This window comes from Sphaerisporangium melleum (genome assembly GCF_014646695.1).
In the GTDB taxonomy this organism is placed as follows: Bacteria; Actinomycetota; Actinomycetes; order Streptosporangiales; family Streptosporangiaceae; genus Sphaerisporangium; species Sphaerisporangium melleum.
The window spans coordinates 112,151-124,924 of sequence record NZ_BMNT01000020.1 but is presented as its reverse complement, the minus strand read 5'-3'; the positions used below and the strand labels follow the sequence as shown (position 1 = coordinate 124,924).

The 12,774-nt window shown below is 73.7% G+C and carries 11 protein-coding genes and 1 pseudogene; 8 read left to right on the top strand and 4 right to left on the bottom strand.

The annotated features are described in order from the left end of the window. Window positions 1-9: 9 nt before the first annotated feature. A complete protein-coding gene (locus IEY93_RS19015) occupies window positions 10-582 on the top strand; it encodes an ATP-binding protein (protein ID WP_229691260.1) in 573 nt (190 codons plus the stop codon). On the opposite strand, the gene IEY93_RS19010 is transcribed toward IEY93_RS19015, so the two are convergent. Further along, on the bottom strand, window positions 565-1,764 hold the full coding sequence (locus IEY93_RS19010; RefSeq protein WP_189164424.1) for an arginine deiminase: 1,200 nt from the start codon (window positions 1,762-1,764) through the stop codon (window positions 565-567). The genes IEY93_RS19015 and IEY93_RS19010 overlap by 18 nt on opposite strands. A gap of 265 nt (window positions 1,765-2,029) precedes the next feature. Then, on the bottom strand, window positions 2,030-2,197 hold the full coding sequence (locus IEY93_RS19005; RefSeq protein ID WP_189164423.1) for a hypothetical protein: 168 nt from the start codon (window positions 2,195-2,197) through the stop codon (window positions 2,030-2,032). A gap of 295 nt (window positions 2,198-2,492) precedes the next feature. On the opposite strand from IEY93_RS19005, the gene IEY93_RS19000 reads away from it, so the two are divergent. Continuing rightward, window positions 2,493-3,221 carry a response regulator transcription factor gene (locus tag IEY93_RS19000; protein ID WP_189164422.1) on the top strand — a complete coding sequence of 243 codons (729 nt, stop codon included), beginning with the start codon at window positions 2,493-2,495 and terminating at the stop codon, window positions 3,219-3,221. A gap of 25 nt (window positions 3,222-3,246) precedes the next feature. Then, a complete protein-coding gene (locus IEY93_RS18995; protein WP_189164421.1) occupies window positions 3,247-4,368 on the top strand; it encodes a sensor histidine kinase in 1,122 nt (373 codons plus the stop codon). On the opposite strand, the gene IEY93_RS38285 is transcribed toward IEY93_RS18995, so the two are convergent. Then, window positions 4,343-5,155 carry a hypothetical protein gene (locus tag IEY93_RS38285; RefSeq protein WP_229691259.1) on the bottom strand — a complete coding sequence of 271 codons (813 nt, stop codon included), beginning with the start codon at window positions 5,153-5,155 and terminating at the stop codon, window positions 4,343-4,345. The two genes, IEY93_RS18995 and IEY93_RS38285, sit on opposite strands and share 26 nt — an antisense overlap. A gap of 230 nt (window positions 5,156-5,385) precedes the next feature. On the opposite strand from IEY93_RS38285, the gene IEY93_RS18985 reads away from it, so the two are divergent. From IEY93_RS18985 to mptB, 3 genes and pseudogenes are all read left to right on the top strand, one after another. Continuing rightward, a complete protein-coding gene (locus IEY93_RS18985) occupies window positions 5,386-5,736 on the top strand; it encodes an STAS domain-containing protein (RefSeq protein WP_189164420.1) in 351 nt (116 codons plus the stop codon). A gap of 233 nt (window positions 5,737-5,969) precedes the next feature. Next, complete coding sequence (locus IEY93_RS18980) at window positions 5,970-6,713, top strand: glycosyltransferase family 2 protein (protein ID WP_189164419.1); 744 nt, start codon at window positions 5,970-5,972, stop codon at window positions 6,711-6,713. Next, window positions 6,713-7,885 (top strand): annotated as a pseudogene (gene mptB, locus IEY93_RS38280) (polyprenol phosphomannose-dependent alpha 1,6 mannosyltransferase MptB); the annotation flags it as partial. The gene IEY93_RS18980 and the pseudogene mptB, both read left to right, overlap by 1 nt. Before the next feature lie 208 nt (window positions 7,886-8,093). On the opposite strand, the gene IEY93_RS38275 reads toward mptB, so the two are convergent. After that, window positions 8,094-10,511, bottom strand: a complete 2,418-nt coding sequence (locus IEY93_RS38275; RefSeq protein WP_229691258.1) for a hypothetical protein — start codon at window positions 10,509-10,511, stop codon at window positions 8,094-8,096. A gap of 420 nt (window positions 10,512-10,931) precedes the next feature. Here IEY93_RS38275 and IEY93_RS18965 point away from each other — a divergent pair, with 420 nt between their 5' ends. Then, window positions 10,932-12,260 (top strand): glycosyltransferase 87 family protein, encoded by a 1,329-nt coding sequence (locus tag IEY93_RS18965; protein ID WP_189164417.1) that lies wholly within the window; start codon window positions 10,932-10,934, stop codon window positions 12,258-12,260. Between the two features lie 22 nt (window positions 12,261-12,282). Further along, window positions 12,283-12,726, top strand: a complete 444-nt coding sequence (locus IEY93_RS18960; RefSeq protein WP_189164416.1) for a DUF4446 family protein — start codon at window positions 12,283-12,285, stop codon at window positions 12,724-12,726. Window positions 12,727-12,774 lie beyond the last annotated feature (48 nt).

Genomic DNA, 12,774 nt, shown 5'->3' with positions numbered 1-12,774 from the left:
CGGTCACGGATGACCGCACCTATTGTCGTTTCTGCACAAGCAATGATCGCCGCACGGTTTCCAGAACCATCGATCGGGGCATTTCGGTCGTACTGGGATGTGTTTTCCTCAGGGGGAAATGCAGGAGAACGGGGAAGTGAGGGCGTCGTGCTGTTGCCGTATGCGCCGACCAGCGTCGCCGTCGCACGCCGGCGTCTCAGCGCCGATCTCACGGCATACGGGGTGTTCGCGAACGCGATCGAGGACGCCGTCCTCGTGGTGAGCGAGCTGCTGAGCAATGCGTTGCGTCACGCGCACCCGCTTCCATCGGGCCAGATCATGGCCGGATGGGAGTGGGCGGAGGACCACCTCGAAGTGACCGTGAGTGACGGAGGAGCCGCAACCGAGCCCCGCGCGGGCCGGCCGGCTCTTTCGTCGCTGGGTGGGCGGGGGCTCGGGATCGTGGAATTCCTCGCCGAGCGCTGGGGCGTGCGCCATGACGGTGAGATGACCACGGTGTGGGCGGTCATCCACGCCCCGGCTGATGTCCTTAATTCGGAAGTTCGCACGCCCGAAATAGGAGCTCTACGCGAGTGCGGCTAGCCGTTCCCTGCGTACCGGGCAGGACATGCAGCGTGGGCCGCCGCGTCCGCTGCCGAGCTCGCTGCCCGCTATTCGGATGACCTTCACCCCGGCGGCCTCCAGCCGGGCGTTGGTCTCCACGTTGCGCTCGTACGCCACCGCCACGCGCGGAGCGAGGGCGAGGGTGTTGTTGCCGTCGTCCCACTGCTCGCGCTCGGCGGTGACCGGATCGAGCCCGGTGTCGATGACCTTCACCCGCTCGACGCCCATCGCCTGGGCCGCGGCCTCCAGGAAGGGGCGGGGCTCGCGGATCCGCAGCTCGCCGTCCTCCTCCGCCGTCACGGTGTACGCCTGCAGCGAGCCGGCCACCGGCGGGTACATGACCACGGTGTCCTGGTCGACCATCGTGCAGATGGTGTCCAGGTGCATGGTGGCCCGCTGCTGGGCGATCGGCACCGCGAGCACGGTGTGCGCCAGGCCCGCCGCGAAGACCCGCCGGCACAGCCGCTCCACGCCCGCCGGAGTGGTGCGCTCGCCGGTGCCGACGGCGATGACCCCCGGAGCCATCAGCAGCACGTCGCCGCCCTCGACGTGCTCCAGCCACGGCTCGTACAGGTGCTCGGTGCCCACGAAGAGCGGGTGATAGGTGTAGATCAGGCGGGTGAGCAGGCTCTCGCGGGTGCGGGCCGGCATGGCGAGGCTGGTCACCGCGACCCGGTCACCGATCCACACGCTGGAATCCCTGGTGAACAGCAGGTTGGGCAGCGGGTCGATGACGAAGTCGTGCCGGTCCATCAGCCCGTAGACCAGGCCGCGGCCGGTCTTGAGCTCCTCCCTGGCCAGGCCGGCGATCAGCCGCTGGGTGAGGTTCTCCGGGTGCAGGTCCTCAAGGTGGGCGCGCACCTGGCCGGCCAGCCGGTCGCCGAGCTGCCGCTCCCGGAGCACGGCTTCGATGATCTCCTGCCGCGCGTCGTCGTATTCCAGGGCGTCGTCCAGCAACTCGGCCATGTAGAGCACCTCGACGCCGTGGTCGCGCAGTGCCTGGGCGAAGGCGTCGTGCTCCTCCTGCGCCCTGCCGACCCAGGGGATGCCGTCGAAGAGCAGTTTGTCGCTGTTGCGGGGGGTGAGCCGCTTCAGCTCGGCCCCTGGCCGGTGCAGCAGCACCGTCTCCAGCCGTCCGACCTCGCTGTCGGCACCGTTCATCGTCGCGACCTCCAAGATCGGCACACCGTCCGGTTCGGGGGGAACCGTTCCGGCATCCCACGTTAACGGCCCGCCTCCGACCGGGCGATGCGCAGGCCGGTCGCCGGCCGCTGCCGCTCCGGCCGGGCCGGACGACGAAGCGCCCGCCCGGCGTGCTGCCGGACGGGCGCGGAAAGGGGGCACACGAGGGTGTCCGGGAGAGGAACCGGAGCCTCGTCGGGCGGCGACCGCGCGGCGGGCGCGGACGAGCCCGGTCAGGCGGGAGTCACCGGGAGAGCTTGCCGATCACGGTGACCGCGGCCACCGCGACCACGCCGATGACGGCGACGATCAGGAAGAGCTTCAGGATGCCGGTGATCAGCGGGATCAGGAGCCCGAACACGACGTACAGTGCGAGGAGGACTCCGAGAATGGTGAGCACGATGCGGGCCATGTCTTGAAAGTACGTCCCCGCGCGCGCCGTCCGCGAGCGATCTTTCGGTCATTTCCTGGATCGTGACCTTCCGGCCGCGTGCCAGGGTCAGGCCGGCCGGATGCTTCTTACGAAGTGGTGACGGGGGTCGTGCGGGCGCCCCGTACGGCTCTACCGTGGAGTTTCCTTGGGGAGGGTCCTGCGCGTCCGGTGCCGGTGGCGCCGGGGTGGTCTTGCCGAGCGCAGCGGATCCAGGGGAGCCGTCCAGGCCGCCCATGGCCGGAGAACGTGACAGATCGTACGAGGTGGGGAGTCCATGACGAGCGCCACTTCCCCTCCCCGCATCCTGGTCGTGGACGACGACCCGATGGTGGCCGAGGTCGTCGTCAAATACCTGGAGCGCGACGGTCACCGCGTCGACAGCGTCGGCAACGGGGCCGAGGCCCTGCGCCGCGCCCTCTCCGACCCGCCCGACCTGGTCGTCCTCGACCTGATGCTCCCCGGCATGGACGGGTTGCAGGTCTGCAAGAAGCTCAGGGAACGCTGGCCGGTCCCGGTCATCATGCTGACCGCCCTCGGCGAGGAGATCGACCGCGTGGTGGGCCTGGAGACCGGCGCCGACGACTACGTCACCAAGCCGTTCAGTCCCCGCGAGCTGGCCCTGCGCGTCCAGTCCGTCCTGCGCCGGGCCCGTGGCGCGCTGGTCACCTCCGGCACGGGCGTGCTGCGTGACGGCGACCTGACCGTCGACGTCGGCGCGCACGAGGTGCACCTCGGCGGACGCGAGATCACCCTCACCGCCCGCGAGTTCGACCTGCTCGCCTACCTCATGCGCAACCCGCGCCAGGCGTTCAGCCGGTCCGCCCTGCTCGACCAGGTGTGGGGCTGGTCGTTCGGCGACACCTCGACCGTCACCGTCCACGTCCGCCGGCTCCGCGAGAAGATCGAGCCCGACCCGGCCGCGCCGCGCCGCATCGTCACCGTGTGGGGCGTCGGATACCGGTACGAGCCGGTGGACGGCGACCCGGCGGCGGAACGCCCATGACGGCGCGCGGCCGGAGGGTGCACCGATGATCCTGCAGATCGTCGCGGTCACCGGCGGCCTGGGGCTGCTGATCGCCGCCTGCGGGCTGGCGGTCCTGCGACGGCTGCGCGGCCGGTCCATCGGCGTCATGCTGGCCGTGGTCGCGGCGGTGACCGTGGCCGCCACACTGGCGGGGGTGGTGGCGATCACCATCGAGATGATCATCGACGGGTACCCGAAGAACGTCGTGCTCACCGTCGTGTCGGTCGGCGGGATCGTCGGGTTCGGCGTCGCGCTCGTGGTGGCCCGGCAGGTGGTCGCGGCCAGCAGGCGCCTGGTCGCCGCGGTGGAGGCCGTCAGCCCGTCCAGCGACTTCGTCCCGCCCGCGGGCCCGCTGCCGGCCGAGCTGACCACCATCGCGGAAGCCCTCGCCCAGGCGTACGAGCGGCTGCGGGAGGGGCACGAGCGCGAGAGGGCCCTGGAGGGGGCGCGGCGCGAGCTGGTCGCCTGGGTCAGCCACGACCTGCGTACGCCGCTCGCGGGCATGCGCGCCATGGTCGAGGCGCTCGAGGACGGCGTGGTGGCCGAGGAGGCCGCCGTGCGCCGCTACCACAACCAGATCAGGATCGAGGTCGACCGGCTGTCGCACATGGTGGACGACCTGTTCGAACTCTCGCGCATCCACGCCGGCGCGCTGCGGCTCTCACCCAGCCGCGTCGGTCTCGGCGACCTGGTGGCCGACGCCCTCGCGGGCGTCGAGGCGCTGGCCATGGCCAAGGGGGTGCGCCTGACCGGCGAGGCCCGCACGGTGCCGCCCGTCTACGCCGACCCGGCCGAGCTCGGGCGCGCCCTGCGCAACCTGGTGGTGAACGCGATCCGGCACACCCCCGAGGACGGCACCGTGGTGGTGCGGGCCGAAGCCCGCGAGGGCGGCGTGCGGCTGTCGGTGGCCGACGCCTGCGGCGGCATCCCCGAGGAGGACCTGCCGAGGGTCTTCGACGTGGCCTTCCGCGGCGAGGCCGCCCGCACTCCGGGGCCTGATGGCGGGGCGGGGCTCGGGCTGGCCATCGCCCGCGGCATCGTCGAGGCGCACCAGGGAGCGATCGCCGTCGTCAACGAGGGCCCCGGCTGCCGCTTCGAGATCAGCCTGCCCGCCTCGGCTCCCTGATCGCGGCCGGAGTCAGGCGCTCCGGCGCCCGGCCGGAGCGGGCCATGAGGCCCGGGAGGCCGGTGGGACGGGAGGCCGGTGGGACGCCCGCTCGCCCGGCCCTGCCCGCCTGGCCACCGGCCACGTCCGGCGAGCCGCTGGCGCCTCTCTCCCGGGTGCCGCCCCCCGCGGCGGTGGCGGGGCGCTGCGCGGTCGTGGCCCCCTGGGCGGCGGGAACCGGTCGCTCGGGGGCCGGTCGGGCGACGCTCGGCCCTGTGGTGGCGGAGCGCCGTGGCAGGGCGGGGCCCTCGGGCACGACGGCGCCCGGCGGCAGCACCAGGGTGTCCGCGGGGCCGGGGCCATCGTCCCCGGAATCGGCGGAGGCGGTCGAGGCCGTCGCGGGGGCCGTGCCTCCGCTGCCGGGGACCGCCGGCGGCAGGGCCTCCAGGGCGCCGGACATGGCGCGGAACGTCGGGCAGGGCCAGCGCCACATGCAGCTCCGGCACCGCAGGATCGGGTGGGTGGCGTCGCTCGTGATGCCGCCCGCGTCGCGTGGCTGGTGCAGGTCGAGCAAGCGCAGGCCGAGCTCGGAGAAGCAGAGCAGCTCCTCGCGGGCCGCCATCAGCAGGTCGAGGTCGTCGAGCGTGAGCTTCGTCTTGATCGGGACGTAGCCGTCCCGGTTGACCAGCGATTGCAGTGGAAGAGCCGCCGCCCCCCAGGCGCGTGCCCTCTCGGTGCGGGCGAGGATGCCCTCCAGCCGCTCGCGCATGAGCCGTCGCTGAGGATCATCGGAGATGTCACTGTTCATCGGCGCTGTCGGGCCCGCCGGACTCCACGCCCGCCCCTCCCTCTCGAGGTGACGACCGGACGCGAAGGCCCCGGGCCTCCCCCCTTTCCGGCCGGGCCGGTGTCGCATAGCGTCAAGCTTCGCGCACGCAGCGTTTCCATGTGGCCGAAACGGGGAACAAAGGGCGGACGACTCTTCGGTTATCGCGGTAGAGCGTGACCCGGGGGCGGTACGGCGCTAGTGTGCCCGCTGTGGAGCTCAAGGTCTCGACTCGATCACATGCCGGCCACGCCATCTTGACGGTTGTCGGCGAAATCGACCTATATACCGCGCCTCGTCTCCAGGCGGAGTTCACCCGCCTGCTGGAGACGGGGCCCGACCGGGTCGTCATAGACATGTCCGGAGTGGAGTTCTGCGACTCCACCGGCATGAACGTCCTGCTGTCCGCGCTCAAGAGGATGCGAGAACGCGGCGGCGTGCTGGAGGTGGCCTCGCCACGCCCGGCCGTCCGCAAGATCCTCCAGGTGACCGGCCTGGACTCGGTGTTCACCGTGCACGACACCATTCCGGCCGAACTCCTCACCGCCGAGCATCCCGGCTGAGACACCGCTTCGGTGCTTCCGGCCGGCCGGCGCGTGCCCGTACGCCGCCGGCCGCCCCGCCGCGCTTCGCCGCGCACGCCACCAGGCGGCGCCGGAGCCGGCGCCACGCGTGCACCTCCGGCGTGCCCGGCGCCGGAGCCGAACCGGGGGTGCCGCGATGGCGGCACCGCGCGGGGCGGGATGGGTGCTAGCGTCGGTCGGTCGTCAGATGACAGCGAACCGGGCGAGGAACGATGACCGATCCATCCGCACAGCCTGACACCGCGGTGATCATCCCGGCCAAGGACGAGGCCGACCGCATCGACGCCACGGTGAAGGCCGCGCTGGCCATTCCGGGGGTCGATCTGGTCGTGGTCGTGGACGACGGTTCGGTCGACGCCACGGGCCGGGTGGCCAAGGCGGCGGGCGCGCGCGTCGTTCGCCACAGCCGCAACCGCGGCAAGGCCGCCGCCATGGAGAGCGGGGCCGAAGCGGTACGCCTCCTCGACGACCGGGAGCCCAGGCACCTGCTCTTCCTGGACGCCGACCTCGCCGAGACCGCCGGGCGCGCCGCGCCGCTGATCGAGCCGATCCGGGCCGGTGCGGCCGACATGACCATCGCCAGGTTCGTCACCCGGGTGAAGCTCGGCGGGCACGGTTTCGTCGTACGGCTCGCCCGCGACGGCATCAGACGGCTCTGCGGCTGGCGGGCCACCCAGCCGCTCAACGGCCAGCGCTGCCTCACCAGGGCGGCGTTCGAGGCGGCGCGCCCGCTGGCCCACGGGTTCGGGGTCGAGACGGGGCTGACGATCGACCTGGTGCGCAAGGGCTTCCGGGTCACCGAGGTCGAGGTGGAGATGTCCCACCGCGCCACCGGCACCGACTGGCGTGCCCAGCTCCACCGCGCCCGCCAGTTCAGGGACGTCGCCCTCGCCCTTGCGGCCCGCGAGCAGGTCGTCGCCGACGTCAAGGGCGCGTTCCGCACCACCTTCCGCTGATGAGAGCCTCGGGGCCGGTCGCCCATCGGGCGTGGGCGGCGACGGCGGTCGTGGCGGCCGGGCTCAGCGTCGCGGTCACCCTCGCCATCGGAGTCCTCGGCCCCTCGGCCGTCGTCCCCCCGCTGCCCGGCCCGGCGTGGCAGCCTCCGTACTCCCTGGACGCCGGGCCCGCCGCCCTCGTGGTCATCGCCATGGAGGCCGCCGCCGTCATCCTGGGCGCCGTCGCCCTGGCGGCCGGGCTGGTCGCCGCCCGGCGCGGCTGGGTACCCGACCCGAGGCGGCTGCTGCTGGCCGGATGCCTGGCCGCGGCGGCGCTGGCGTTCCTGCCGCCGTCCGGCTCGGCCGACCACCTGAACTACGCTGCCTACGGCCGGATGGCCGTGCTGGGTCACGACCCCTACGCCACGGGCGCGGACGCGCTTCCCGGAGATCCGGTGGCGGACGCCGTGGAGGCTCCCTGGCGTGAGGAGCCGAGCGTCTACGGCCCGGTCGCCACGGCGGTCCAGGCGCTGGCCGCCCTCGCCGGCGGCGGCTCGGTGCGGCTGACCATCTTCGTGCTCGCCGCCGTCAACGCCGCGGCGTTCGTGGTGACGGCGCTGCTGCTGCACCGGCTGGCCCGGGGCGACCGGGCCCGGCAGGCCCGGGCGGCACTGCTGTGGGCCGCCAACCCTCTCGTGATCTACCAACTGGTCGCCGGCATGCATGTCGACACCGTGGCCATCGCGTTCGTCGTCGCGGCGCTGGCCGCCACGGCCGCCGGTGCGGCGCGAGGTGGGACGGGATGGCGTCGCTGGGCGGCCGGGCCGCTGCTCGGCCTCGGCATCGCGGTGAAGGCGAACGTCGGCCTGGTGGCGCTCGGCCCGGCATGGGCCCTGCGGCGCCGGCCGGGAGCCCTGGCCGTGGTGGCCGGCGCGGCGACGGCGACCGTCCTGGCGGCGTACGCCCTGGCCGGACCGCACGCGCTCGACCAGGTGTTGCACGCCAGCAAGTCGATCTCGCTGGCCACCCCGTGGCAGCTGATCAAGACCGGACTCCAGGCGGTCTTCGGCGATGGCGGCTACCGCACGTGGATCCAGGCCGGTTCCCTGATCCTCCTCGTGCTGCTCGCCGCGTCCCTCCTGCGCGCCCTGCGCGGTCCGTACGACCTCGCCGGTGTGTCTCGAACCCAGGCGGCAGGCGTGGCAGTGATCTTCGTGACGGCCTGGCTGTTCGCCACTCCCTATGCCCTGCCGTGGTACGACGGGCTGGCGTTCGCGCTGCTCGCGGCCGTCCCGTCGAGCGCACTGGACGGTTTCGCGGTCGCTCGCCTGGCCGTGCTGTCGATGGGCTACCTGCCCGCCCGCGTGAACGAGGTGCCTCGCGAGCTGTTCGATCCGCTGGTCAACGTGCTGCGCGCCCAGGTGGTGCCGTGGATCCTGCTGGCGCTGACGATCGCCCTGATGTGGTGGGCGCTGACCGCTGGAGCGCGCGGATCGACGCGGCGAGGGTCAGCGGCACCGCGACCGTGAGCGCCATGGCCGGGATCGCGATGCCCGAGTCGTTCACCAGGAACCCCGCCAACGCCGTGGTGAGCACGCCGAACAGCCCCGCGCGCAGCGCCGGGGCCTGCGCGTAGGCCAGCCCGAGCGCCGAGGCGCCCCACCGCGTCGGCCGGGCCAGCACCAGGAAGAGGAACGCCAGGGCGGCGAGCGAGAGCGCGGTGAGCTGCCAGTTCCCGAGCGTCCCCAGCATCGCGCCGATCTTGCGGCCGACCACCGGCAGGGCCTGGCCGTCGGCCACCTGCTGGACGAAGGCCCCCAGATGGGTGCGCTGGTCGCTCGGGCGCAGCCAGTCGGCCACCGCGATCAGGCCGACCAGCACGGCGCCGCCGGCGGCGACGAGGGCCAGCCTGCCCAGGGTGACCCGCCGGCCGGCGAGCAGCAGCACGAAGACGGCGAACCCCAGCACGAAGGCCGGCACACCGCCGAAGTCGGCGCCCCACCCGGGCCACCCGTCCGCGAAGATCGCCAGCAGCCCGTACGCGAGGCAGACGCACAGGCCGAGCACGCGCCGGCCCCGTTCGGCCAGCGCCTGGGCCACCCCCGCCAGGGCGAGGATCGTCCCGGTCGCGTAGACGGCGAAGGCGATGTTGCCGAACCCGTAGAACCGGCCGCCGGTCACCGGTTCGTACCCGGTGACCGCGTTGACCTGGAGCCGCGAACCGGTCATCACGTCGGCCAGCAGTGCGAGCGAGGTGATCCCTGCCACCACCGTGAGCGGGCCGAGCGGGTGCGCGCGCCAGGGCCCGGCGAAGGCCAGCGCCGCGAGCAGGGCGGCGAAGCCCACGATCGTCGCGATCAGCGCGGCCATCGGGTGGCCGAGGCTCCACCACGGTACGAGTTGCGCGAGGAACGTCGACACCGCGATCGCGCCGCTGACGACGGCCAGCACCTGCGTGGCCACCGGCACCCACCAGCCGCCCGTGCCGTCGTCCGGCCCCTTGCCGGCAGAGCCCGGATCGACCCGGTCCACATCGGCTTGGTGCGGAGCGGCCGCGGGCCGATTCGCCGGGCCGGGCGGAGGTGCTCCCAGGTCGGCCGGACGGCGCTTCGCCGCTCCGGGGGGGCGGCGGCGCATGGCCAGGGCGGCCAGCCCGTAGAAGAGCAACTGGACGGCGACGAAGACGGCGAAGAACGGCGCGCGGACCTCGACGAGGACCCGGCTGGCGAGATCGGCGTCCGCCAGCTCGGTCACCGTGGCCGAGGTGGACGTCGGAGCGGGCCCGCCCTGTACCCAGGGACGGCCCACCGCGCCTTCAGGGGCCGGGACGTCCAGCAGGCGCAGGACGGTGGTGGTGACGTCGGTGACGGCCACCAAGGCGTCCTGCCTGGTCGAGGACGCGGTCAGGTGCCCATGGCGGTACGGCTCCCGGCCTTGCGGCCCTCCTCCTGTCGCGTCGGCGCCGAGCGGGGCCCTGCTCGGCGTGCCTGTGCCGGACGAAGGAGCGTCTGTGGACGGGCCCGGCGCACCTGTGCCGGACGGAGGTGCGTCCGCGCTGCCTTCGCCCGGCGGGGAAGCGCCGGGCGCGGCGGTAGCGGAGGGAGAAACGCCGGGGGTGTCGGCCGTGCCGGTGGCGATGGCCACGTGGAGGTGGGCGGCGGCCGAGGTGTCGGACAGGCCGGCGACCAGGACGGTGGCGCCGGGCGGGAGCAGCGGCAGGATCTCGCCCACCTTGCGGTCGGCTGCGGCGGCGGCCTGTGCCCGGGCCGCGGGGGTCAGGTCGGGGCCGGGTGCGCTCGCGGAGGCCGGCGTTCCGCCGATCCACGCTCGCGCCAGGTCGTCCACGTCGGCGACGACCAGGCTGTACCGCTGTAGCTCGCCCAGCGCAGCCACCGAGTCGGCGTATCGCTGGATATTTCCGGACTTGTCGGCGGCGGCCAGTGCCGCCCCCGGCCCGGCGGCGGCCACGCTGCCTCCGGCGTCGCGCACGGCCTGGCCCAGCGACCCGATCACGGCCTGGTAGGAGGTCGCGGCGTTGAAGGCGGACAGCTCGGCCCAGCCCGGCACGCCGGCCGAACCATCGGCCCTCGCCTGCGGCGCCTGCGGCAGGGCGCACTCCTGCGCCGCCGACCCGGCCCGCCGGCCCGCCGAGACCGTCAGCCACCCCGCCACCGGGCAGGTGCTCGCGCGATCGGGCCGCGGGTAGGCGCGGGTCGACATGGACGCCGACGCGCCCCGCCCGGTCAGCGCCCACAGGTTGGGGGTGCCGTCCTGGCTGAGGTCCGACCACTGCAACCCGGGCACCCCGACGAGCACCACCGGCCCACCGGCGAACGCTACGGCGGCACCGGCCCGGAGGTGTGCTGCGTCCGGACGTGCGGTGGCGGCGGCGGGCCATGCGCACAGCGCGGTGAGCGACACGGCACAGATCACGGCGAACGACCGGCGGAGCCACGGACGCACCGACGCGGCCCGCCGCCCCGTTCCGGGCGCGCGAGCTCCATCAACGGCCCCTCGCCTGTCCATGGGACCCCCGCCTTCCTTTCCCGCGGCCGCGACCTCCTCGCCCTGGCAACCCTAGTCAGCCCCCGAACCAGGACACGCCCACGTCCCGGCGCCGGTCTGGGCGCGGTGCGGTGGCCCCAGGGCGGGATCGGTACGTCCACTGGCGAGGCCAGGGCCGAGCGACCGCGTGCTCACGTTTCGATCGGGGCTCAGGGGACGGTAGCCTGCCAGGTCGTGACGAGTGGTTCGGGTGGCGCGGCGCGGCGATGGTGGGCGTGGCCGCTCGCCCTGCTGATCATCGGGGTGGCCGCGGCGCCGCTGGTGCGCTACTGGCTGACCAACCCCGCCGACCAGCGCCTGGTCGATCTGGACGTCTACCGCACGGGCGGGGAGAGCCTGCTGCGCGGGTTGCCGCTGTACGACGCGTTCACCCCGGCCCCGCAGCTCCTTCCGTTCACCTATCCGCCGGTCGCCGGGCTGCTGGCCGTTCCGCTGGCGATGATGTCGTGGCCGGCGGCCCAGTGGGTGTGGACGGCGGGCGTGCTGGCCTGCCTGGCCGTGACCATCTGGCTCGGCTTCCGGGAGCCGCTCTCGCGCCTGCGGCCCGCCTGGGCCGCGCCGGTGGGGTTCGGCCTGCTGACGGCCGCCTGCCTGTACCTGATGCCGGTGCGCGACCAGGTCAGGTTCGGCCAGGTGGACATCCTGCTCGTGATGCTGTGCCTGGCCGACTGCGTCGCGCGGCGGCCGTGGTGGCCGCGCGGCCTGCTGGTGGGGCTGGCCACGGCGGTGAAACTGACGCCCGGCGTCTTCCTGGTGTACTTCCTGATCACCGGTTTCGGCCGGGACGGGGTCCCCGAGCAGCGCAGGGCGTTCTTCCTGGCGGCCTTCACGGCGGGGCTGCTGACCGTGCTGCCCTTCCTGGTGATCCCGCAGGACGCCACCGCGTTCTGGTTCTCGGCCCTGCTGGACTCCGGACGGGTCGGGGCCAACAACGCCACCACGAACCAGTCGATCCGCGGCATGCTGCTGCGTCTCTACCTGCCCGACTGGCTCACTTCGCTGATCTGGCTGGCGCTCGTCGCCGCCGTGGCCTGGTACGGCTTCCGCGAGGCCCGCCGGGCGCTGCTGCGCGGTGACCGGATGACCGGGGCGGCGCTGACCGGCCTCCTGGCCGTGCTGGTCTCGCCGGTGTCGTGGATCCACCACCTGGCCTGGCTGGTCATCGCCCTGGCCGCGCTGGCCGGCCAGGCGCCGCCGCCCGGCGCCGTCGGGCTCGGTGGCGCGGGCGGGTCCCGGTGGAGCCGTCCGGTGGTGCGCCTGGTGGCGCCGGTGGCGGTCTGGGCGTACTTCGTGCTGCCCATCCCGTGGTGGGGGGTCTCGTTGCGCGCCGCCGAGATCCCCGTGCTGAGCCCGGTCGCCGGCCGGGTCGTCCAGGACGCCTTCGGGCTCGGCGCCGCCGTCCTGGTGTGGCTGCTCGCCCGATCTTCGCGCGACGCCGGTTCCGGGCAGGCCGAAACCGGGACGGACGATGGGCCGCGCTTGAGATCCCCTGCGATCGGGTGACCGAACGATTACTCTCGGTCATGTGCTGGGTACTGTTGTGTCGCTGATCGGCGGCGTCGCCGGAGTGACCGGGGTGGCGATCGGCCTGCTGGCCTTGCGCGGCGCCCGGCGCGCCGTCGAAGACTGCATCGGCGTGCTCGGCCGGCGCGGCGCGCTCGACGGCGTGGTGGACGTCAGGGCGATCCGCGATGTCGCGGTGTTCCGTTACGACGCGCTGGCCGAGATGACGGGTCGGCTGTCGTTCTCCGTGGCGTTGATCAATGGCCTGGGCGACGGCATCGTGCTCACGTCGATCAACGGGCGCACCGAGACCCGCACGTACGTCCGGCCCGTGCGCGGCGGCCGCGGCGTCCAGCCGCTGTCCCCCGAGGAGGAGCACGCCGTACGGGCCGCCCGCCTCGGCATCGGCCCCGACGTCGCCGCCGACCAGGGCGGACGCCTCATTCCCGGCCGGGCGGCGCGGTGAGGGAAGCGATGGATACGCGCGGTGCCGGGCGAGGGCGGGCGGTAGCCT